This is a genomic window from Kiloniella majae (genome assembly GCF_002118315.1).
Lineage (GTDB): Bacteria > Pseudomonadota > Alphaproteobacteria > Kiloniellales > Kiloniellaceae > Kiloniella > Kiloniella majae.
The window spans coordinates 514,772-536,535 of record NZ_MTSZ01000003.1 but is presented as its reverse complement, the minus strand read 5'-3'; the positions used below and the strand labels follow the sequence as shown (position 1 = coordinate 536,535).

General features: G+C 45.3%; 24 protein-coding genes. 10 read left to right on the top strand and 14 right to left on the bottom strand.

Annotated features, from left to right (window positions below; all coding sequences use genetic code 11):
• Positions 1 to 76 precede the first annotated feature (76 nt).
• From BKB51_RS12080 to BKB51_RS20760, 7 genes are all read left to right on the top strand, one after another.
• On the top strand, positions 77 to 1,183 hold the full coding sequence (locus BKB51_RS12080; RefSeq protein WP_085901328.1) for a cobalt-precorrin-5B (C(1))-methyltransferase: 1,107 nt from the start codon (positions 77 to 79) through the stop codon (positions 1,181 to 1,183).
• Complete coding sequence (locus BKB51_RS12075; protein ID WP_085901327.1) at positions 1,180 to 2,028, top strand: cobalt-precorrin-6A reductase; 849 nt, start codon at positions 1,180 to 1,182, stop codon at positions 2,026 to 2,028. The genes BKB51_RS12080 and BKB51_RS12075 overlap by 4 nt, the downstream gene beginning before the upstream one ends.
• 42 nt (positions 2,029 to 2,070) lie before the next feature.
• A complete protein-coding gene (locus BKB51_RS12070; protein ID WP_085901326.1) occupies positions 2,071 to 2,304 on the top strand; it encodes a DUF2164 domain-containing protein in 234 nt (77 codons plus the stop codon).
• Positions 2,305 to 2,380: 76 nt separating this feature from the next.
• On the top strand, positions 2,381 to 3,379 hold the full coding sequence (locus BKB51_RS12065; protein ID WP_085901325.1) for a Gfo/Idh/MocA family protein: 999 nt from the start codon (positions 2,381 to 2,383) through the stop codon (positions 3,377 to 3,379).
• A 186-nt stretch (positions 3,380 to 3,565) separates the two neighbouring features.
• The gene (locus tag BKB51_RS12060) at positions 3,566 to 3,835 is read left to right on the top strand and encodes a hypothetical protein (RefSeq protein ID WP_085901324.1); all 270 of its coding nucleotides are present in this window, start codon (positions 3,566 to 3,568) and stop codon (positions 3,833 to 3,835) included.
• Between the two features lie 161 nt (positions 3,836 to 3,996).
• The gene (locus BKB51_RS12055) at positions 3,997 to 4,788 is read left to right on the top strand and encodes a substrate-binding periplasmic protein (RefSeq protein ID WP_085901323.1); all 792 of its coding nucleotides are present in this window, start codon (positions 3,997 to 3,999) and stop codon (positions 4,786 to 4,788) included.
• A 90-nt stretch (positions 4,789 to 4,878) separates the two neighbouring features.
• The gene (locus BKB51_RS20760) at positions 4,879 to 5,052 is read left to right on the top strand and encodes a YegP family protein (RefSeq protein ID WP_158090217.1); all 174 of its coding nucleotides are present in this window, start codon (positions 4,879 to 4,881) and stop codon (positions 5,050 to 5,052) included.
• A gap of 104 nt (positions 5,053 to 5,156) precedes the next feature.
• Here the strand turns inward: BKB51_RS20760 and BKB51_RS12050 are convergent, their stop codons facing one another.
• From BKB51_RS12050 to BKB51_RS12020, 7 genes are all read right to left on the bottom strand, one after another.
• Positions 5,157 to 6,410: a hypothetical protein gene (locus BKB51_RS12050; RefSeq protein ID WP_085901322.1), complete on the bottom strand. Its 1,254-nt coding sequence runs from the start codon at positions 6,408 to 6,410 to the stop codon at positions 5,157 to 5,159.
• 172 nt (positions 6,411 to 6,582) lie between these two features.
• Positions 6,583 to 7,401 (bottom strand): precorrin-4 C(11)-methyltransferase, encoded by an 819-nt coding sequence (cobM, locus tag BKB51_RS12045; RefSeq protein ID WP_085901321.1) that lies wholly within the window; start codon positions 7,399 to 7,401, stop codon positions 6,583 to 6,585.
• Entirely contained in the window at positions 7,398 to 9,266 is a 1,869-nt protein-coding gene (gene cobJ, locus BKB51_RS12040) for a precorrin-3B C(17)-methyltransferase (protein WP_085901320.1), read from the bottom strand. The genes cobM and cobJ overlap by 4 nt, the downstream gene beginning before the upstream one ends.
• Positions 9,266 to 9,973, bottom strand: coding sequence for a precorrin-2 C(20)-methyltransferase (locus BKB51_RS12035; RefSeq protein ID WP_085901319.1), 708 nt, complete (start codon positions 9,971 to 9,973; stop codon positions 9,266 to 9,268). Before BKB51_RS12035 ends, cobJ begins: the two co-directional genes overlap by 1 nt.
• Positions 9,963 to 11,207, bottom strand: coding sequence for a precorrin-6y C5,15-methyltransferase (decarboxylating) subunit CbiE (gene cbiE / locus BKB51_RS12030; protein WP_085901318.1), 1,245 nt, complete (start codon positions 11,205 to 11,207; stop codon positions 9,963 to 9,965). The genes BKB51_RS12035 and cbiE overlap by 11 nt, the downstream gene beginning before the upstream one ends.
• On the bottom strand, positions 11,204 to 11,839 hold the full coding sequence (locus BKB51_RS12025) for a precorrin-8X methylmutase (RefSeq protein WP_198946715.1): 636 nt from the start codon (positions 11,837 to 11,839) through the stop codon (positions 11,204 to 11,206). Before BKB51_RS12025 ends, cbiE begins: the two co-directional genes overlap by 4 nt.
• Positions 11,840 to 11,854: 15 nt before the next feature.
• Entirely contained in the window at positions 11,855 to 12,943 is a 1,089-nt protein-coding gene (locus BKB51_RS12020; RefSeq protein WP_085901317.1) for a sirohydrochlorin chelatase, read from the bottom strand.
• Between the two features lie 123 nt (positions 12,944 to 13,066).
• Here BKB51_RS12020 and cbiB point away from each other — a divergent pair, with 123 nt between their 5' ends.
• Complete coding sequence (gene cbiB / locus BKB51_RS12015) at positions 13,067 to 14,059, top strand: adenosylcobinamide-phosphate synthase CbiB (RefSeq protein WP_245813272.1); 993 nt, start codon at positions 13,067 to 13,069, stop codon at positions 14,057 to 14,059.
• 158 nt (positions 14,060 to 14,217) lie between these two features.
• Here cbiB and BKB51_RS12010 read toward each other — a convergent pair whose 3' ends face one another.
• The gene (locus BKB51_RS12010; protein ID WP_085901315.1) at positions 14,218 to 14,727 is read right to left on the bottom strand and encodes a DUF995 domain-containing protein; all 510 of its coding nucleotides are present in this window, start codon (positions 14,725 to 14,727) and stop codon (positions 14,218 to 14,220) included.
• A gap of 155 nt (positions 14,728 to 14,882) precedes the next feature.
• Between BKB51_RS12010 and BKB51_RS12005 the strand changes: the two genes are divergently transcribed.
• Entirely contained in the window at positions 14,883 to 16,028 is a 1,146-nt protein-coding gene (locus BKB51_RS12005) for a helix-turn-helix transcriptional regulator (RefSeq protein ID WP_085901314.1), read from the top strand.
• A 77-nt stretch (positions 16,029 to 16,105) separates the two neighbouring features.
• Here the strand turns inward: BKB51_RS12005 and BKB51_RS12000 are convergent, their stop codons facing one another.
• The 5 genes from BKB51_RS12000 to BKB51_RS11980 all read right to left on the bottom strand — a co-directional run bounded on the left by BKB51_RS12000 (position 16,106) and on the right by BKB51_RS11980 (position 20,135).
• Positions 16,106 to 16,864, bottom strand: coding sequence for a sulfite exporter TauE/SafE family protein (locus BKB51_RS12000; protein WP_085901313.1), 759 nt, complete (start codon positions 16,862 to 16,864; stop codon positions 16,106 to 16,108).
• 70 nt (positions 16,865 to 16,934) lie between these two features.
• Entirely contained in the window at positions 16,935 to 17,555 is a 621-nt protein-coding gene (locus BKB51_RS11995; protein ID WP_085901312.1) for a flavin reductase family protein, read from the bottom strand.
• Between the two features lie 109 nt (positions 17,556 to 17,664).
• The gene (locus BKB51_RS11990; protein ID WP_085901311.1) at positions 17,665 to 18,402 is read right to left on the bottom strand and encodes an SDR family oxidoreductase; all 738 of its coding nucleotides are present in this window, start codon (positions 18,400 to 18,402) and stop codon (positions 17,665 to 17,667) included.
• A 15-nt stretch (positions 18,403 to 18,417) separates the two neighbouring features.
• A complete protein-coding gene (locus BKB51_RS11985; RefSeq protein WP_085901310.1) occupies positions 18,418 to 19,734 on the bottom strand; it encodes an FAD-binding oxidoreductase in 1,317 nt (438 codons plus the stop codon).
• Entirely contained in the window at positions 19,728 to 20,135 is a 408-nt protein-coding gene (locus tag BKB51_RS11980) for a GtrA family protein (RefSeq protein ID WP_085901309.1), read from the bottom strand. The genes BKB51_RS11985 and BKB51_RS11980 overlap by 7 nt, the downstream gene beginning before the upstream one ends.
• Before the next feature lie 26 nt (positions 20,136 to 20,161).
• Here BKB51_RS11980 and BKB51_RS11975 point away from each other — a divergent pair, with 26 nt between their 5' ends.
• Positions 20,162 to 21,064, top strand: coding sequence for a decaprenyl-phosphate phosphoribosyltransferase (locus BKB51_RS11975; protein ID WP_198946714.1), 903 nt, complete (start codon positions 20,162 to 20,164; stop codon positions 21,062 to 21,064).
• Between the two features lie 53 nt (positions 21,065 to 21,117).
• On the opposite strand, the gene cobO is transcribed toward BKB51_RS11975, so the two are convergent.
• Positions 21,118 to 21,762 (bottom strand): cob(I)yrinic acid a,c-diamide adenosyltransferase, encoded by a 645-nt coding sequence (gene cobO, locus BKB51_RS11970; RefSeq protein WP_085901308.1) that lies wholly within the window; start codon positions 21,760 to 21,762, stop codon positions 21,118 to 21,120.
• Positions 21,763 to 21,764: the final 2 nt, after the last annotated feature.

Sequence of the window (21,764 nt, the reverse complement as noted above, 5' to 3'; positions counted from 1 at the left end):
CTGGAGTTACTTTCTGATTTTCTTTCAGAAGTAAAGCCGAACGATCTATAGAATAACGGTTTAGCATTATACTGTCATGGCACGAAAACCCGAAGGAAAATTGAAAAGAGGCTGGACCACCGGTGCCTGTGCCACTGCGGCAACCAAAGCGGCCTATACAGCTCTTGTAACAAATCAATTTCCTGATCCTGTTACTATAACTCTCCCAAAAGGAGAGCAACCCGCTTTTGCTCTTTGCAAAGAAGAAAAAGATGATTGCTCAGCCATGGCAGCAATTATAAAGGATGCGGGCGACGATCCGGATGTCACCCACCTTGCGACAATAATCTCTCGGGTTCGACATGGCGTGCCTGGAAGCGGCATAGTCTTTCACGCTGGCGAAGGGGTTGGCATGGTTACCAAGCCAGGTTTACCCATCCCGGCGGGTGAACCTGCGATCAATCCAGTTCCCAGAAAAATGATGACCGAGGTTATCACGGAAATTGCCCACGCACATAATCTGCCCGGGGATGTCGAAATTGAAATATCAATTCCCGACGGCAAGGAACTTGCCCAGAAAACATGGAATCCAAGGCTAGGTATTCTTAACGGTCTGTCCATTCTGGGAACCACAGGCGTTGTCATTCCCTTTTCCTGCTCATCATGGATCCATTCCATACATCGCGGCATCGACGTCGCCAGAGCAACAAACCGTCCACATGTTGCAGGGTGTACGGGATCAACATCGGAAAAAGCAGTCATGGATCTTTATGGTCTTGAAGATACAGACATGCTTGATATGGGCGATTTTGCTGGCGGTATGCTCAAATATCTGCGCGACCACCCTGTCCCCAAACTCACCATTGGCGGCGGCTTTGGCAAGCTAACTAAACTTGCAATGGGCCATATGGATCTTCACTCTGGACGAAGTCAGGTCGATATGACGTGGTTAGCCAATAAACTGCGCGAAATATCCGCACCTGAAGATATCGTTGAAGAAGCAAAAACAGCCAATACAGCCAATCAAATCCTTGTGCGTTGCCTCGCTGAGGAAATTCCGCTGGCTGAAAAAATTGCTCTCCTCGCTCAAGATGAAGCCTTGAAAATTCTTACAGGAAATGCCCGAAAAAATAACACCGAAGTAGAAATCATTATCATTGATAGGCCCGGAGCCATCGTAGCCAAAACCGGATTTTCTAAATGATCTCGAGAGTCACTAAGAATATCCCCGAGCGTGCAAAGGCAAAAACAAACGACAGCGCACCCCAATCACGCATTTTGATTTTGGGTGGCACAACCGAAGCCAACCAACTTGCTGATCAGTTATCCCAAAATCCAACCTATCATATCACCACATCTCGTGCAGGCGTCACAACGAACCGTCAGAAAGTATCCGGTAACGAAAGAATTGGTGGTTTCGGTGGTATAGAGGGCCTCTGCGAATATTTAGAAGTACACGCTATTGACGTTGTTATAGATGCCACGCACCCCTTTGCAGCAACCATAACCGATCATGCTTGGATAGCCTGTCAAAGACTTGAAATTCCCCATCTTGTCCTGCAGCGCCCTGCTTGGAAAAAAGAAGAAAATGACGCGTGGATTGATGTGCCAGATATGCAGGCTGCGCAAGATTATTTACAGTCTCTCGACACTTCTTTAACCATTCTCCTCACGACGGGCCAAAAAGAACTCAACAGCTTCACGTCGATAACAAAGCATCACTTCGTCGCGCGAATGATTGAACCACCAGCCCCAGAAACAGAAACAAAAGCAGAAAAACAGAATCTAAAGGTTATTCTTCAGCGTGGCCCCTTTTCTGTTGATGAGGAAACCCGTCTTATAAAAGAAGAAAAAGTTGATTTGCTTATCAGTAAAAACTCAGGTGGCACCGGAACCAGCGCCAAGCTGATTGCCGCTCGAAAGCATAATGTTCCTGTTTTGATGATCGCCCGTCCGCCACAGCCACCAGTTATGATAATATCGACCGTAGAAGACTGTCTCAATTGGTTACAAAATCATTTTTCAAACAAGCAAGTTCACAAAAAATAATCCCAACCATAAACCCGATGTATCAATGGAAGAGCTGGCATCATGCGTATCAAGCTTGAAAAAGAACGAAGAGCAGACATTATCGAAGCCTTGATTAATTTTCACTACTCAGAGTTTGACGAAGAGATCAGTGAGTTCCGTGCCGCAGAGGTCGTGGATTTCCTCCTGCAGAAAATTGGCCCTTCTCAGTACAATCAAGGCATCGCCGATGCGCGAAAATACGTTGCTGAAAAACTAGATGATTTAGATACTGAGTTTTACGAACCGGAAAACTAGGTAGCTACTTTCAAATGATCTAACCGTAACTCATCACAAAAAAACAAATACTATTAAATTTTGAACAGGACGAGAAATGCTGCGCTGGGGAATTCTATCAACTGCCAAAATCGGTGTCGAACACGTTATTCCTGCGATCTTAAATGCTGATAATGCTGTTATCACTACCATCGCCAGTCGGGATAAATCAAAAGCAAACAGACTTGCGGAACGATTTGCTATTCCACACACATTTGGATCTTACGACGACTTACTTGCCAGCGATCTTGTAGACGCAATCTACATTCCCCTCCCTACTGCGCATCATGTAGAATGGTCGATCAAGGCTGCAAATGCGGGAAAGCATGTTCTCTGTGAAAAACCCATTTCTTTAAAGGCCCCCCAGATAGCTGATATCATTCAGGCACGAGATAAAAATAATGTTCTGGTTTCAGAAGCCTTTATGATCACCTATCACCCTCAATGGCACAAAGTACGTGACTTAATACAAAACGGAGACATAGGTAAGCTTTCCCACGTTCAAGCTGCTTTCACCTACTTCAACAAAGATACCAACAATATGCGGAACATCCCTGAGCTTGGGGGTGGTGCATTGCCGGATATCGGCGTTTACCCAACCGTAGCAACCCGTTTTGCAACAGGCCTTGAGCCTGTCGCAGTTTCAGCAAGGGTCAAATACGATAAGGATTTTGGTACCGATGCTTTTGCATCTTGTCGTGCAAATTTTGGTCACTTTGAAATGTCCATGTATGTGGCAACGCAGCTCGCACATCGACAGGAAATTTCATTCCACGGCGATAAAGGATGGATAGAGGTTTCAGCCCCATTTAATGCAGGTCTTTACGATGCGGATAAAGTCACATTGCACAATGCCAACCATTCCGAGAAACAAGAATTTCGCTTCCCCGGTGTGAACCAATACAAACTACAGATAGAAGCCTTTTCGCGTGCAGCACTCACCAAGTCCCCCGCAGATGAAGCACAAGTATTTACTCTTGAAAGTTCACAAAAAAACCAACGCTTGATTGATGCAATCTACGCAGCTGGCGAGAGTGGCCTTTGGGAAAAAATCTAATGAGATCTTAGAAAAATCAATCTTATTCTCTAACTCTATTAGGTGAAAACTTGCTTTTTTACAATTTCACTTCTATGGTTTTCTCACATTTCAGCAGACACGACACTTAAAGTTTATAAAAAATTTACAATACAGCTTTTAGTGTTGCCCTTCGAATTCACTTGCTCGCAAATCCTGAGTACCAAAATGACAATTAAAGCAGTTCTTCAAAGCGGAGATGAAATTCAGGTCAATGGCCCCCTGATGCTAATGGCTGATGACGGGCATATTGCCGTTAGCCCTGAGCTGTTTTCCTGTGCTCAAAACGGTGAATTTATCAAGGTCCATATTGATAAACTCAGGAACGCAAATTTCTCGGAAGAAAGCCTTCATAAGGTAAAGGAAGTCATGTCATCCGAACTTCCTAGCGTAAAAGCCAGATGGCAAGAACTCCACAATCATCTTACGCTGAAATAACCCCGTACCTTCCATTTTACTCTGCCACAATGCGTATCATAAGGCTGTGATCACAAGTTTTATTGAAACGAAAAATACTCTTCAAAACAGAAAAATAATTATAAATGCAACCAATGTGATATAATAGTGGTCTATTTTGATTTACGCTAAAGGTTATAGCCATGATCAATAATCGCCACAGAATACCGCTTGCCAGCATTTATCGTCTTGTTGCACTGATCTGCACATTCTTTGCAATGCTTTCTCAAAAGAGTTCTCATGCGGCAGAGTATGAAATTTACAGCTATCATAACGTTCCCCCCTTCATCACAGGCAAAAATGAAGGCCTTAGCTACGACCTCGTTCGATACCTTAACAAGCACGGTAATAACAAGTTTCAGTTTAAGCTTAATATTATTCCGCGAAAACGTCTGGACACTCTACTCGAAGCCAATAGCGACATTATTGTTCCTTGGGTATCGCCGGAATGGTTTGGTATAAACGCCAGATCGCTTTTCCTTTGGACAGAACCATTACTATCAGATGGCAATATCTATTTTTCCCGAAAAGATAACCCCATTGATATTAAAGAAATGGCCGATTTAAATAGCTTGATGCTCGGCGGTGTCCTCGGTCATCGTTATGCCGCCATAGATAAAGAAGTCGCCAAAGGAAACTTTTCCAGAACCAATGCCCCGCACGAACGAAACCTGATTAAAATGCTGATTGGTGAACGTGCAGATATTGCAATAATGGCAGAAAGTTCTGCTCGCTATCTGGTTTGGGAAGGAAAACTAGATCAAGAAATATACTTCAGTCCCTATAAACACAGTGCCTTTCTTCGACGCTTGCTTATAAGTGGTTATCTGCCACAGGTGCACCTGTTCCTTGATGATATGATCCTGAAAATGAACACTGATCCGGAATGGTTCGCGATTAAATCGCGTTATCAACTTCCCATCGAAACCAACTGATCTTCTTTTACTGTCAAAATCTTTCCCAAGTCTCGTCATCGCCTTGGCACAAACATTGAATGTACTTTAAGCATAGGAAGGATAGTTCCCATGTTTAAAATCACATTTTTCCTCGTATCGTTGTTGAACGGTCAAGAGGAAATGACTATTGGGGGATCAGAAACCTACGCAACTTACGAAAGCTGCAAAGCCTCAGCCGAGTTTGTTGCCCAGAACTCACCCGAAGGTTATCGAACGGTTTGGGAATGCAAGAAAACGAGCTGATACGGCTATTAATGCCGTTCTTTGAACTTTGTATGTTGTGAAAAAAAAACGGAGAGGGGCTTTTCCGCCACTCTCCGATTAAATACTTAACTCATTTATTAGTTTTATTGTGCATTCACCTTCAGCTTAAGCAAAGGCTTGGGTTGAGGTTCTGGCTCAACTGGCACAGCTTTGATTTTATCAATTTTAACTTTCCCTGGTGCCTGTTTCAAAGTGGTAGGAGAGTTAAATTTAGATTTTGGCGTACATTTCCAGCTATAGAAGCTCTCTTTTGACGTACTGTTTACAGGCTCGACAACTTCTACTTTCCAAGAACCATGCTTCTTGTCACTAGGTGCATTTTCAAACCCGTTGATATTGCCGTTTTGCTGAGGGTTATTAATCGCAAGTTTGTTGATTTTTCCGCCAGATGGTTCGCCAATATGACGGGTAAAATCTATGATTTTATGACCATCATTATTAAAGTTAACACTGTTGATCGGACCTTTTGCGCCAACTTCGTTAATCATACGGTACTTAACGGTTCCCTTACCCTGCGCTTTGAAGGTTAAACGAAAACCAAGATCAGCAGGACATTGGCCAACATAATTTTTGACATGCGGTGCAACCTTCGCTTCGCTAAGGGCAAACTTTGTAGCAAGATTATTTTGTGAAACCTGTGCAGGCGATGATTTCACAAGGGTTGGGTCACCTTTGAATTTGATACCAATTGGCACCGATGTCGTCACATAACCACCCCTGCTATCAGCACCTTTATTACAATATCCGGCAAGAGAAACCGGGCGCATGATGCTAAAGAACTGATCCTGCTTAAGGAAATCAAGTTCATCCCCACCACCATTTACGTGCTCTTCCAATCTTTTATTAAATTCCTCAACCGGATCAACGCGAACAGATGGATGCCCATTCTTGATATTCGAAAGCGGCACTTTAAAAGATTCTGCATTTCCTGCTTCTGCAATCCAGCCGCCAAAAGTACCTGTCCAGACTTTGAAAGTAGGGTGATAACTGTCTTCATAAAGCGCATTAACAGGAACGATTTTATTTCCCTGTCGTTGCGTAGTACCAAAATACATTCTGCCCTTATCAAAATCGATTTTCTTGCTCTTGGTGCACTGAACAAAACCCTTCAATGGAATGTTCATTACTGTGTTAACAGGTTGAACATTTATCTTGCTCATCAACTTTGAGCCGGACATGTTTTTCAACTCAATCATGTTAACGTTGATTCCCTTCATGGACAGGGTCACATCTTTTACATAATCAGAATTACTACGGGGAGAGTTTGCATGCACAACCGAATTCAAAGCCGTCGCAGTAAGCGCCAAAAGGCTGGTCGTTAAAATAAGTTTTTTCATCTCTATCGCCTCAACGTTTGTTTGAGCAGTAATCATCCACTGCAGTTGAAAGATAGGCCGTTGTGAAAGTTCATAAGGTTCAAAATTTCTTTAACCCATAGAATATAAATAAAAAAAGAGAGACCCGAAAGCCTCCCTTACATTCATTCCTAAAACTAAAACCTAGCTATAGCTAGTCCAATCCACCCGGCGCATTTGCTTCACGTTCCACGGCGGCTGCTTTTTTCTTATCCTTACCGAGGCGCAGGACGTGAACAAAATTCGGATCGTAGAGTTTGCTGTCGATGAAGTCTTTGTCATCCGCGAGCACGTGACCGACCAGGATCAGCGCGGTGCGGGTGATTTTGGCTTCACGGGCTTTTTCGCGCACATCTTTGAGCGTACAGCGAATGATCAACTCATCTGGCCAGGTTACGCGGTAAGCTATCACGACAGGGCAATCCTCGCCGTAATGCGGGATTAGCGTTTCCTGAAGGTGTTTGAGGTTACGTACAGACAGGTGGATCGCAAGGGTTGCGCCCGACTTGCCAAAGGTATCGAGATCTTCGTTATTGGGCATTGCCGAAGATTTCATCGCCGTCCGGGTTAGGATAATCGACTGGCTCACTTCAGGTAAAGTCAATTCCTTCTGGATAACTGCAGACGCCGCAGCATAGGCCGAAACACCGGGAACCACTTCGTAATCAATACCCAGTTGATCGAGGCGGCGCATCTGTTCGGCAACAGAACCATAGAGGCAGGGATCACCAGAGTGCACCCGCGCAACATCCTTACCATCTTTATGAGCCGTGTTGATGTCTTCGATGATCTCATCAAGATTCATCGGCGCAGTATCTTTGATCAAAGCACCTTCTGGTGCAAAAGCAATAACTCCTTCGGGAACCAGCGATCCCGCATAGAGACACACAGGACACTTGGCAATGAGATCACGACCTCGAATGGTAATAAGGTCTGGCGCGCCCGGACCAGCACCAATGAAATATACCGTCATGCTGCTGATCCTTCTGTTATCGTTTTCACTTCGCCTGTCTCGTCAAAGTTCTCATAGAGATGGGCTTTCTTTTCGTATCCACGAGGTGTGTAAACCCAGCATGAACCGTCAGATTTTTCAATCTTGCGCGAGGTAGATGACCCCACAAGGACAACTGTCAACATATCAACCTGATCAGGTGTCAATTCATCTAAACGTAGAACAGTCATGCTCTCACCTTCGCGACCAAGGTTGCGACCCAACATAACCGGCGTATCAGCAGGACGATGCTGCAATAAAATCTCAACCGCTGTAGCCAATTGTTTGGTACGGCGTCTTGAAACCGGGTTATAGAAAGCAATAACAAAATCACCCTGTGCCGCTGCATTCAAACGTTTTTCAATAGCTTCCCAAGGGGTCAGAAGATCTGAGAGAGAGATTGTACAGAAGTCATGTCCCAGCGGCGCACCAATACGGGCAGAAGCTCCCTGCAGCGCAGAAATACCCGGCGTCACCTGAATATCAACACGGTTCCAATCGGCTCGCTCCCCGCGATCCAAAAGCTCAAAGGTCAGTGCCGCCATGGCATAAATACCCGGATCACCTGAACAGACCAGCGCAACAGAGCGCCCTTCGGCAGCAAGGTTCAGTGCGATACGAACACGCATCTCTTCTTCGCCAAGTTCGTAACCGTGACGGTCTTTACCTTCGGCCAAGGGGCCAAGCAGATCAAGGTACAGATGATATCCAACCAGATCGGTCACACCCCGAACTACGCGGTCCACTTCCGGTGCACGCCAGCTTTGATCGCCGGGACCAAGGCCAACAACAAAGAGTTTACCGCGTGCTTGACCTAGGGTTGATGTCTCAACAATCCCCGCAGCCTCACCAACAGCACAGGTCGCGCGTTTCGACTTATGTTTGGCAACACGCAACTTGCCCGTATCGCCAACAGCTGCGAGAGCAGATCCTTCAGATACCCCATGGCAACCAACTTCGGCAAAGACGATATCTGATGGTGTTTCCAACCGAGACGTCTGCTTTTCAAGTTCCTCAGCCGGGAAAAAACGTGCAGGGACATCCAGTTCGGCAGCAAGAGCCTGAACAGCCGTTTCATCTGCTTTGACATCAATAGAGAACACGCCTGCAATTGCTTTCGGGGACAGGTTTTCCGCCTGAAGTGTTTCCTGTACCAAGCTAGAGAGCTCTTGCGCGTCCGCATTGCGTTCACAGCCCACACCAAGCGTAAGCGTTGCCGGATGGAGCACCAGTTCTGTTTCAGATCCGGAAATCGCTTTTTCCGTTACCGTGATTGTCAACTCGCCGTCATCAGACAAAGGCAATGTTCCGGCCTTCACCCAATCAGCTTTCCCATTAAGCTTTACCTTAGCGCCAGCTAATACAGCCGCAATAAAGGCTTTATAATCTTGCGGGTTACCAAGTTTCCAGCCTGCTGGGGGATTATCCAGTGCAATACCAAAACGATTATCAGAAGCCGTTGTAATAGAGGCAACAACATCAAGTTTACTGCTCAAGGATTTTGCAAGATCATTAGCGCCGTGATGCCCCCCAAGCAAGGGAACCACAGCAGAGCCATTTTCAGCAACAGCAATAACCGGCGGTTCTGCACGCTTATCAGCCAATAAAGGTGATAAGCCACGAATCAGAACACCGGCAGCACAGATACCGACAATTGCGCGTCCTTCGCGGAAAAGCGACTGAATATGCGCGATGGTTTCATCGAAATAAACATCTGCGCCTTCTACACGGCCCACGCGGCCATGAACTTCACCAGCGCCATAGGCATCACGTAGTTGTATGGCAAGTTTCGCGCCTTCTGCTGTCAGAGCAACAAAGGCAGGGGAGTGATCAAATTTTTGCATCATTACAGTGTCCAGGCCTCACCACGTTTGTGGACCAAAATCATTGAGAAGTAAGGTGCCTTGGCATCCCCCACTTCGCTTAAGGGCATTACTTTCTGGTTTTCCATGGTTGCGCGTTCCACATAGCGAGCACAATCAACCAAATCCAGTTCTTCAAGAATGCTGCGAATTTTTTCAAAATGGCGGCCAACCTTGATGATCGCCGCTGCCTGCACATTACGCAGGCGTTGCTTCATAATATCGGCATCAACAGGACCCGGGATAATCGTCATTACATCGTTCCGCGCAGCCAGGGGCGCGCCAACCATTGCCGAACAGGCCATCAACGAGGAAACGCCAGGGACGACTTCAACCTCAAAGCGTTCCATCATACGTCCAAAGAGATACATAAAGGAGCCATAGAAGAACGGATCGCCTTCGCAAAGCACAACAACGTCCTGTCCTGCGTCCAGAAATTCTGCAATATCTTTGGCCGCCTGATCATAAACATCCTGTGCCGGGAAACGCTCTGTAACCATCGGTATCCGGATTGGGTATTCGGTCTGTCCACCCGGTAGATGTTCCGCCACGATTGTTCGCGCCAGACTATCGCCCACATCCGGTGCCGGATAGGCCAAAACATTGGTCTTCTGGATCAAACGCAAGGCTTTTAATGTTAAAAGTTCAGGATCGCCGGGGCCAATGCCGACGCCATAAAGTTTACCCGTCATATCTTTTCGTCACTACATACTGAGTTACAGGCATCGCCGCACGCCAGCCATGATAAGGTCCAATGGGGGATGCCTGACTAATCGAAATACGATTGAGTTCTCCCCCGATTTTTTTATGCCATTCAAAGAGCTTCATTTCGCCTTCCAGCGTCACAACGTTTGCGACGAAGCGACCTCCGGGCTTTAAAGCCTTCCAACAGATATCAAACAGTCCATCAGAAGTGGCTCCTCCGCCAACAAAAATGGCATCGGGACGTTGCTCTTCTTTCATCAATTCGCTGAGGACAGAAAGCAACTCACCTTCTTTAATCGATAAAAAGGGCGTCCCCAAAGCCTGTGCATTCGCAGCTATACTTGAAAGACGCTCTTGATCCCGCTCAATCGCAACAGCCTTTGTTCCCTTGGCTGCACGCATCCATTCGATAGAGATTGATCCACAACCAGCACCCAGATCCCAAAGAACCTGCCCTGCCATAGGCATCAAAGCAGACAGAGTCGATGAGCGCACAATCTTTTTCGTCATCTGCCCATCATGCACAAAGGCATCATCAGGCAATCCGGGAACTGTCGGCAAGACTTCTGCACGGTGTGTTGCAATGCACTCAACAGCAATCGTGTTCAGATCAGCACAAGCAGGATAGGACCAACAGTGCGCAACACCGTCAAGTACCTGCTCTTTCTCTCCCCCCATGTGCTCAAGAACGGTAATCTTGCTATCGCCAAAACCACGGTCCGTCAGCAACGAAGCAACTTCGGCTGGCGTGGTTCCGTTCTCACTCAGCATGAGCAACTGTGCCCCGGGTTGAACGTGCGGATGAAGCAAGCTCAAAGGACGTCCGTGTAGCGTTAGCATATCAACATCCATCATTGCCCAACCAAGTCTTGAACAAGCAAGTGAGTAGGATGAGATACCGGGAACAACGAGCATTTCATGAGCAGGAATGCGTTTGGAGAAGGTGGCTCCAACCCCGAAACACATCGGATCGCCCGACGCCAGAATACAAATACTCTCTCCTCTACGGTCGAGTATCTTCTCGACCATTGAAGAAAAGGGGGATGACCAGTTTATTTGTTCTCGAGGATCTTCGCCCAACATTGCCAAATGACGTTCTCCACCGACGAGTACCTTTGCCTGATCAAGCAAACGACGAGCAACAGGCGTCAAGCTATCCAGCCCTTCTTCGCCAATACCCAAAATCGTGAGCCAGGCACCCGTGTTTGCTTCAGAAGTCATTTGTTGTCCTTTGCCACCGCATTCAGTGCAGCAGATGCAATGGCGCTTCCCCCGCGACGACCACGCAATGTCATGTAAGGGATGTCAATATTGGCAACAATCAAGGCCTCTTTTGATTCAGCAGCACCAACGAACCCGACAGGAAAGCCAAGAATTGCAGCAGGTTTGGGCGCACCGTCCTGTAAAACTTCCAGTAATCGGAACAGCGCTGTCGGTGCATTCCCGATGACGACAACAGCACCCTCAAGGTTTTCTTTCCATAACTCGACTGCCGCAGCTGATCGCGTATTTCCGATCTCTTTCGCAATTTCCGGCACACGTTCATCAATCAAGGGACACAAGATCTGATTATTCGCAGGAAGTCTGTTTTGAATAATGCCATCACGTGCCATACGACAATCAACAATAATGGGCGCACCCGATTTCAGGGCAGCCCGCCCCTTCGCTGCGACATCGTCAGTCCAGGCAAGATCGTCAATAACTTCCGGCATTCCACAGGCATGAATAATCCGTACAGCGACATCAGCAACATCAGCCGGCATTTTCCCAAAATCTGCCGCAGCTTCTATCTGCGCAAATGACTCGCGATAAATTTCCTGCGGGTCCCGGATATAGTCATATTCAATCGGCATACTCAAAAACCTTGATCAGGACTTCTTTTCATCTTTGGCCATGGTCACAGGACCAAGGGGGTGATCCGCATGCGGATAAGGGTGATGGTGGTGATCGTGATCATGCCCATGATCGTGACTATGACCATGTCCATGGGCATGACCGTGTGAGTGATCGTGCGAATGCCCGTGAGAGTGGTCATGATCATGCGAGTGATCATCGGCAGTGCCTGTACCGATACCTTCAACATGATGATGATGACTTTCCTGCGGCAAGCCAATTTCAGCTTCAAAACCCAGAACCTGTTCTCTGTACTTACAGAGCTTACAGTTCATCACATTAGTACCGTCCAGAATTTCCTGAACACGATCAGCAAAGGCATCAAGAACCTGCGGGTGATCTGACAGATAAGGTGCTTTTACAAAATCAATATCCGGATGGGCTGCTGCCACCGTATCAGTGTAATCATAGATACGCTTGACCAAAATACCTGTGAAAAGGAAGTAAGGGAAAACAATGATACGTTTGTATCCAAGCTTTGCCGCATGCTCCAAACCCGGTTGAACCAATGGAAAAGTCACGCCGGAGTAACAAACTTCGCCCCAGCCAAAGCCAAATCCTTCCCAAAGCAGACGCATCACTTTGTTCACGTTGGAATTTGCATCAGGGTCCGATGCGCCACGTCCAACAACCATCAACATAGTCTCGTTGATAGGCATTTCGCCATTTTCTTTGTTGGCACGATCAACGGCTTCCTGAATGCGGTCAGCAGCAGCTTTGATCAATTTGGTATCAATACCCAACTCGCGGCCATATTCAATCTTCATGTCAGGATGTTGCGCTTCGTATGTACGCAATACTGACGGAATGTCGTTCTTGGCGTGACCAGCGGCAAAGAGCATACCCGGAATAGCCAAAACCAGATCATGTCCAGATTCACGCAGATTATCCAGACCAGTACGAATAATTGGTGTCGCGAATTCCAGAAATCCGCTATCAACTTCGTACTGAGGCAAGCGTTCGCGAATACCCCGGGCAACGGATTCAAACTCACGGACGGCGCCTTCATCACGGCTGCCATGTCCACAAACCATTACACCAATTTTAGGACCGTTTTCGGTCATTATACTCACCTCATCCATCATTTTTTAGCAACAGGGCGGCGTTGCTGCGATACACTTTTATCAAATTATGGCTTACGACTACTTGACCTGTAACAAGACTGCTAACATTCTCGCGCCATGTTGATGTCGTATTTGGTCCAAGAACCACTTTTTTTACCAGTCCTGATCCTGATTACTGCTATTTTCATAGATATCGTAATCGGTGATCCTGCGTGGTTGTATCGCTTTGTTCCTCACCCCGTTGTCATTATCGGGAAGGCCATAGAAATCAGTGAAATCCGGTTAAATAAGCCCAAGAACAGCCGGATGACCGGAATTTTTCTCGGGGCCTTACTTTCAATCGGAATCATTGTTCTGGCCGTTGCTGTCGGTCTTATACTCTCCCGCACGTTGGGGCAAGTATCTCATGGCTGGATTGTCGAATCCATCCTTGCTTCCAGTCTTATTGCCTATCGTGGTTTGGGAGCAGCCGTTCACAATGTAGCCAAAGCACTTACACAAAATTTGGGTGAAGGAAAAAAAGCCATCAGCCATCTGGTCGGACGAGATCCTGAAAGTCTGGATGAGGCAGGTATCTGCCGTGCCGCCATTGAAAGTATGGCAGAAAACTTTTCTGACGGCGTTGTTGCCCCCGTCTTTTGGTTTGCTCTTTTTGGTCTTCCCGGACTTTGTGCCTACAAGACAATCAACACCTTGGACAGCATGATCGGCCACAAAAACGAGCGCTATGAAGCATTTGGTAAGTTCGCGGCCCGTTTGGACGATCTGGTAAATCTAGTTCCCGCACGTCTTGCCGGATTACTTTATGTACTGGCTGGCTTATTGGTTCCCAAAGCTTCAGCAATCAGGGCCTTTAAAATTATGCTCCGCGATGCAGGTCAACATCGCTCCCCCAATGCTGGGTGGCAGGAAGCAGCCGTTGCCGGCGCACTTGGCTTTGCCCTCGCGGGTCCCCGGAAATATCCGGGGTATATTGTTGATGATCCCTGGATGGGTGACGGTGGTCGCAGTGAACTTTCTGCAAGGGATGTATCCTTGGCCCTGAAACTTTATATCGGTGCCGGGTTTTGGATGTTATGTCCGCTGTTTTTTTGCTTGGGCATTTTGTACTTTTAGTTCATTTTATCGAAAATTCAGGTTAAAATCCTCTATTACACACCTCAGCCCTTCCACAAAATCTGTTGAAGGGCTGAGTTACACCAAGACTGGAACTCATACTTAAATCAGATCAATCCTGATAAGAATAAGTATCGTCCATATCTGATTTACCAAGTTTATAAGGAGTCCAGAATATTTCCCTTGAATATCTTTTTCTCTGTATCAAGGACTGACGAACGGTTCTTATATATAGCTTTAATGACATCACCTTGCTTATAAAAAGAAACGGTACACTTATTCCCACCCCAGGCTTCAACATCGCGGCACAATTCACCATTATCATTTGCCGCCCATGTACCTGTTTGGCGCTCACCGTCCCATAAAGTATGGATCGTTCCGTCAGGATCGTAATATCCGCCACCTTGTTTCCACTTCCAAGTATTACCTGAAAATAAGGTCGTGATCTCTTCTTTACTTAACTTTTGCGCACCAGCTTTCTCCAATGCCTGCCCAGCAGTTTGACAAGCACTAACAGCCAATCCAACAACAAGAAAAATCAATACATTTAGTTTCTTCATAATTTCACCCGATTTATGATTAGGATTAATTAAGGAAAGATTTTCGAGAACATAGGCGCCGTGATTTGTATTCGGGAACAAATAACTCTTCCAACGCTTACAGTTCATGGCATCCCGTTAACCAAGCCCTCAAATACCCCTCCTAAAGGAATATTAACCAAGATGATTTTTCTTTTCCTCCCCCAGTCGGGGGAAGAACAAAGATTGATATATTTTTAATCTACAGCTACTTTCTACTTATTCGTGTATTTACGGAGAAAAAAATGCAAAAGCAGTTAAATGCCGTTGCATTAGCTTACGAAGCTGCACTGGAACCAAAGAAGTGGCCCGAAGCCTTAAGCGCTATTGCAACCGCCTGCAATGCTAACGGAGCCGTTTTTGCCCTGATCGAGCCGAATACTCCCGAGTTATACAACTACAATAAGTTCAGTGATAGCTATCCCGAGGAAGAATATTGGAAATACATAACGGCACACGGAAAATTTGAATCTGATTTATGTACCGTATGTGTAGAACAATTAAAAAACCAACCCGAATACTCGACCTTAACAGACAGAGAGATGCTTGCCTTAAGCAACGGGATTGACAGTACCAATGCTTTTCGCGATGCAGAAATCAACCTCAATGTCTTTATGAGAATGGGGATATTGATAAATCAAAAAGCCCCTTGGGTCGATGTTTTAGGATTACAGTTTAGTCGTAATTATCATAATCAGGTTCCCATCGCCCGTGATACTGTATCAGAGCTCGTCCCCTACCTAAAACGTGCGACATCATTAATACGCCCCGTACATCTATTGAAATCACAGTATGGAATGTTGCTAGATGTTCTCGACAAGCTGGCAATCGGTATAGGCATTGTTTCAAATAACGGCACCCTGATTCTCAAAAACACTGCCTTTGATCAAATTCTGGATTTGGATAGTCTTTACCTTGACCCTCACAATCGCTTGCGAGCAAAGGATCAAAAAACAGATTCGATTCTGCTTCAATCAATTAGCGACACATCAAAAATGAGTATTGGAGCTGATTTTGCTGGAGGAACATTTTTAAATATTTCTAAAAATGATAATCCATGTCCAGTAAGTCTCGAAATTTCGCCATTAGGTCGCAAAGGGAAAGATAGTCCTCTTAATGGGTGGTCTATAATTTTTGCTGTTGATCCCGAATGGAGATTGGTAACTAACGCCCAAAAGTTAGCAAAATCTTACTCCTTAACATCAACTGAAAAAGAAATATGCCAACTATTGTTAGAAGGCAATACAAACCGCGATATTGCCAGTATTAGAAACTGCGGCTTAGAAACCATTAAAAGTCATGTCTCGAATCTACTCGCAAAAACATGGACGAGAAATCGTACAGAGCTCGCTCGCTTAGCTGCCGCAGCAGAACTCCCGCTCGTGAACTAGACATTTTCTTCTAATACTAATTTCCAGATTTCTTTAATTCTAGTTATGAAAAACAGCACGAATAAGTTTATATAGGATCAGACAAAAGATTTGATCAAACCTGAAACGGATAACACCATCAACAAGACCAGAACTACATAGCGATAATGGGTTGCTGAGCTGCGCTGAAAAATGTAATTGCCAAGGTAAATACCGAGAGTGACAGGAATAACAAGAAGCAGTGCCCGAGCGATTGTAACCTGATCCAAAAGCCCTGCGAGAACCAAGGCTCCTGTGCCATAGGCGTCGAGTATCAGAAAATACAGATTCATCGTTGCACGGACGGCCTCTGCCGGAAGCGCAGCAGCCATCATATAGATCGCAACAGGTAATCCCCCCAAGGATGCAGCACCATTCGCAACGCCTGAAATCAGACCGACAGATAAGTTCTTTGGACCACTCTCTTTTACTCTAAAGCGCGCCCCTAGGAACAACAGAATACTTGCGATCAATACGCCTAGGGAGATGGCAATGCGTAACGGGTCTGCGGGTATTATTTTCAGCAAAAACACACCTCCCGGCACACCAACTGCTGCACCAACACAAAGCCACTTCAACAGTCCCCAGTGGATCGCTGTCCATGTCATCCGGGCCATTACCAAGCTAGAGATCATCTCAAGCAACAAAGCTATCGGCACAACCTCGACAGGCAAAAGTACCAGGGTTAATGATGTGACAACCAGCGCAGAAAGACCAAAACCAGCAAAGCCACGACAAAGTCCCGCAACTGATCCGCAAAACAAAACGTATAACAAATCAAGAGCATCTAACTGAACTTGCTCTAATAAAAACGCCATCACCCTGCCCTGCTTTCTTGGTATGAGCCTTTAACGGGATCACACTTTCTATATTTTACACTCGTTCAATTTAAGCAGAGGGACGGACCAACTGCACAACTTCATTTACAACGGAATAATCCTGATAGCCAAGGCGTGCCAAGGGTTTCATTTTAGTCGCATCAACCATACCGTCGGTAAGATAAGCTTCATCAATGTGCATCCCGACCACTTCCCCAAGAACCAAAGTATAGTGTTTACCGCCACTGTTTTTTGGCAAGCCCATGGTTTTGAAGAGTTTACATTCAAAATGAACAGGCGCCCCCTTCACACGAGGAGGTTTGATGACCTGTGAAGGAAGCTTCTCAAGACCTGCCGCCTCAAACTCATCCACGTCAGCGGGGGCAGGTTTTGAGCTTTCATTCATTGCAGTACGTTGTTCCCACGAAACAAGGTTAAAAACGAATTCTCTCGTTTCCACGATATTTCTAAGCGTATCCTTCGTGCCTTCTTCACGACTATCCGGAGCTATCCCCACACCAATAATTGGCGGCTCATCCGCAAAAGCATTGAAAAAACTGTACGGAGCCAGATTACAAACACCTGTTGCTGACTGTGTTGAAAGCCAGGCGATTGGGCGCGGAAGTACACAAGCTTTAAAAGGGTTGTAAGGCAAACCATGGTCTTTATGTTTGCCGGGAACAAAAAACATCTATGTCTCCGAATAAATAGCAGCGATTAAAAACTGCAACAAAGAAAGTATCGGAGCTTAGGACGTTCCTATAAAAATCTAAAGTCCATAAAATTTAAAATCACAAAATCTAAAGACGGGTTTTATGAAAAATCCAATCAGGAACAGAGCGTATAATCAACATGATGACTCCCCAGAACCAGGGTGTATAAATAACTGACTTTTTCCGATCCAAAGACCTAACAATCAGCTTAGCAATCTGTTCGGGTTGCGCCCATAACGCCCCCTTGTCAAAAGTAGCTGTCATCGGTGTATCAACAAAACCCGGCTTAATCGCCAAAACCTGAACACCAGATTTGGCAAGACGATGCCGTAAACCCTGCAAGAAGATAGTGACAGCGCCTTTTGCAGCACCATAAACATAATTGGATTGCCGCCCCCGATCTCCTGCAACAGAAGAGATAACAGCAATTGATCCCTTTTTTTGAGTTTCGAAAACATTGGCAAAATGCGTCAGTATTGCAAAGACACTGGTCGCATTGATATCAAAGGCCTTCACTGTGTCATCGATAGAGACTTCACAAGCCTTTTGGTCTGGTAGAATACCATGAGCGACAAAAAGAACATCTAAACCACCAAGCTGCTTTATGGCTTCTTCAAAGTTGTTCTCATTGTCTTGCTGTATTGAAGCATCATACACGCCTGTGTAAACATCCTGAGCACCCCGAATCTTTAGATCATTGGCAATGGTTGCAAGTTTTTCCTGATCCCGGGCAAATAAAAACAGTTGATCACCACGTTTCGCAAAAAGCCTTGCTGTTGCTTCTGCAATCGCTGACGTTGCCCCGATTATAAGTACTTTTTTCATATATGCCTCAATATCCTAGTGCTCGACATCCAACCCCAAACGTCTCGACTGCAAAGAAGAAAAAATTCCAAGTACACCATACTTTTCTCTAACCGTTTGAAAGGCTTCCCATTCAGGATACCCCTTCTTGAATACCCGCTCACTCATACGGGCATCTTTTGTCAGATAGATCCTTCCGCCATAGTCATGAACAATTGCATCCAGTTGGTCCAACAATTCAAAGGTTCGCGTACTGACTTTGAAGTCCAATGCCAGCGTGTAACCTTCAAAAGGAAAAGAAAGAAAGTTATCATTTCCTTTGCCAAAAACCTTCAAAACCGAGAGAAAAGATCCCGCTCCCGATTGAGCTATCTTATCCAGGACACACGTCATTCCCTCTAGGCCTGCCTCTTTTGGAATTACAAACTGATATTGTACAAAACCTTTTGCGCCATAAAGCCGCGTCCAGTTTTCTATGCCATCCAAAGGATAAAAATAGGGACTATAATGAACCTGACGTTCCTGAATTTTTTCACGCACTCTCCCGTAATAAAGACTATTAAAGACTCCCACTGAGAATTTGTTCAAACAAAAACCCGGCATATTAAAAGGAATGGAAGGTACTGTTTTTTTCAGATCAATGTATCCACCTTTGTCACTATGCCTTCCCAGCATTAATAAAGACCGTCCGAGTTCCTTTCCCTGTTTTAAACAATCAATCCAGGCAACCGAATAGATCGCCGAATTGTGTTCATCGAAAAGCGCCAGGCACTCTTTCAAATTAGCTGCCTTGTAGGTGGTTTCTTCAACAAAGCTACTCTCAATTTTTTTTAACTTGAATGTCGCATCGAGAATGAGACCTGTTAGTCCCATTCCGCCACAGCTTGCCAGAAATAAATCTCTGTTTTCAGATGGTGAACAGTTGAGGATATCTCCGTTGGCAATCAAAATTCGAAAAGATAGAACATGATCGCAAAAAGTCCCCACATTGTGATGGTTCTTTCCGTGTACATCACTGGCAATTGCTCCACCAACTGTGACAAACCTTGTTCCCGGCGTAACAACCGGAAACCAATCCTTGGGTACAAAGACACCCAGAAGGTCATCAAGGCTAACACCGGCATCACAGGTTAGAACACCTGCTGTTTCGTCAAAACAATGAAAGCGATTTAAATATCTTGTGGATATAACAGTTGAAGAAAGAGAACTATCCCCATAACTACGCCCTAAGCCCCGGGCCACACAGACCGTGGTCTTTCCATCTTTAAAATCTTGCTGAAGCTCAATACTAGACACGGGGCTAAGGATTTCTGCCTCAGCGTATGGATATTGCCCCCAGCCACTGATTAGCATTTTGCTTCCTTCGAGATAAATACGTACCTCTTATCCAGTTGGTATTTAATCCAGTATCCAATCCCAAGGCCAATTACACCACCGAGATAACGCATCATTTTATCATCAAAAATAAAATGAAACCCAAATTCAAAAGCCCAGAACACCGCTGTCGTAAAGATACCCATCACCGTATAAAGCATAAAAATTTTGCTTTCATGTCCCATACCACTCGTTCGGTAACGAAATATATACCTTTTATCTAGCAAATACTTAGTAACAAGACCAACTCCCGTCCCTACCCCTATGGACAAAACAAGAGCAAAAGGGCCGGAATAAAATCTCAGAAATAGATCCTGAGAAACAATATTCGCGATTGTCGCAAAAACAGCAAAGAGACTATAGCTCAACAAAAGGGTCATGAAGGACTTCGGTTTAAAAGTTAGATATGAATAATAAGAACCAAGAACAAAGCAAAAGTCACCCCTTTATCGGGTTAAGCATTGCAAAGCTAATGCGCCCCAAGCACTGGGTTAAGAACGGCTTTGTTTTGGCACCTCTATTGTTTACAGGGTTATTCTCTAGCCACGAGGCTATAACAAAAACACTTATTATAACTTTTTTATTCTGCATTGCATCATCTGCGGTCTATGTCCTCAACGATATTAAAGACATAGATAATGATCGAAAACATCCTAAGAAATCACAAACACGTCCTTTGGCTTCGGGAGCGCTTTCCGTTCCACAGGCTTTTATTCTACTGATCTGCCTCTATGGTATTTTAATTGTCGGGTATTTCTTTTTTCCTGAAGCAACATTTGTTCTCTTCGGCTATGTCCTTCTCAATATTGGGTATAGCTTTTACCTAAAACATCAACCTGTTCTGGATATCTTCACCATTGCAATTGGTTTTGTTTTACGCGTCTTTGCGGGTGCAACCGTTTTGAATGTACCGGTCTCAGCATGGATGTTTGTCACAACACTTTGCCTGGCCCTCTTTCTCGCTTCAATTAAAAGGCGGCAAGAATTGCAAGATAGAGGCACATCAGGCAGAGAAGTCCTTGGGGCTTATTCAATATCTCTCGTCAATCGTTTTGCAGAAATGGCAGCAACAGGTGCACTGGTTTTCTATAGTCTTTTCGTTGTTACCACACGCCCAGAGCTCGCAATTACAATCCCGATTGTCCTGTTTGGTATTTACAGATATTGGTACATTGTGGAGATGACAAATGCAGGGGAATCTCCTACAGAAGCACTCTTTTCCGATCCACAACTGATGATCACGATTGCCATATGGGTTGCCGCTTCGGCCTACATCGTTATCTCTGGGCAAGCACCTTTATCAATATAAAAAGAGGCCTCGATAAGGGCCTCTTTTTATCATCAAAAACACCAAAAAGCCGATTAAAACTCAATACCGCGTTGGGCTTTGATATTTTGGTCTCTAAAGGGGTGTTTAACCAAGGTCATTTCAGTGACCAGATCTGCGATTTCGATCATCTCTTCCTTGGCATTCCGTCCAGTAATGACAACGTGTAAATCTTCTGGTTTGTTTTCGAGGAAATCAATCACTTCCTCTAGAACCAGATGATCATAACGAAGTGTTATGTTCAGTTCGTCCAAAACAATCATGTCGTATTTCGGATTATCGCCGCGACAGGCATCAATCATTTCTTTGGATTTTGCCCATGCTTTTTCAGCAGCAGCAATATCACGTTCTCTATCTTGCGTGTCCCAGGTAAAACCTTCGCCAAGCGCATACATCTCGACTTGATCAGGGAATTTTTCCAGAACGTATTTTTCGCCTGTTTCCCACTTTCCTTTTACAAACTGCACAACACCGATTTTCATGCCATTGCCAACGGCACGTGTCGCCAGGCCAAATGCGGCCGTGGATTTACCCTTACCTTTACCCGTATGAACAATGATCAACCCTTTTTCGTTGACCTTGTTCGATAGCATTTTGTCCCGGGCGGCTTTGCGTTTTTTTGATTTTTCGTTAGCACGCTCAAAATCTTCCGCGCTCTGTTTATCTTCCGTATCACTCATTT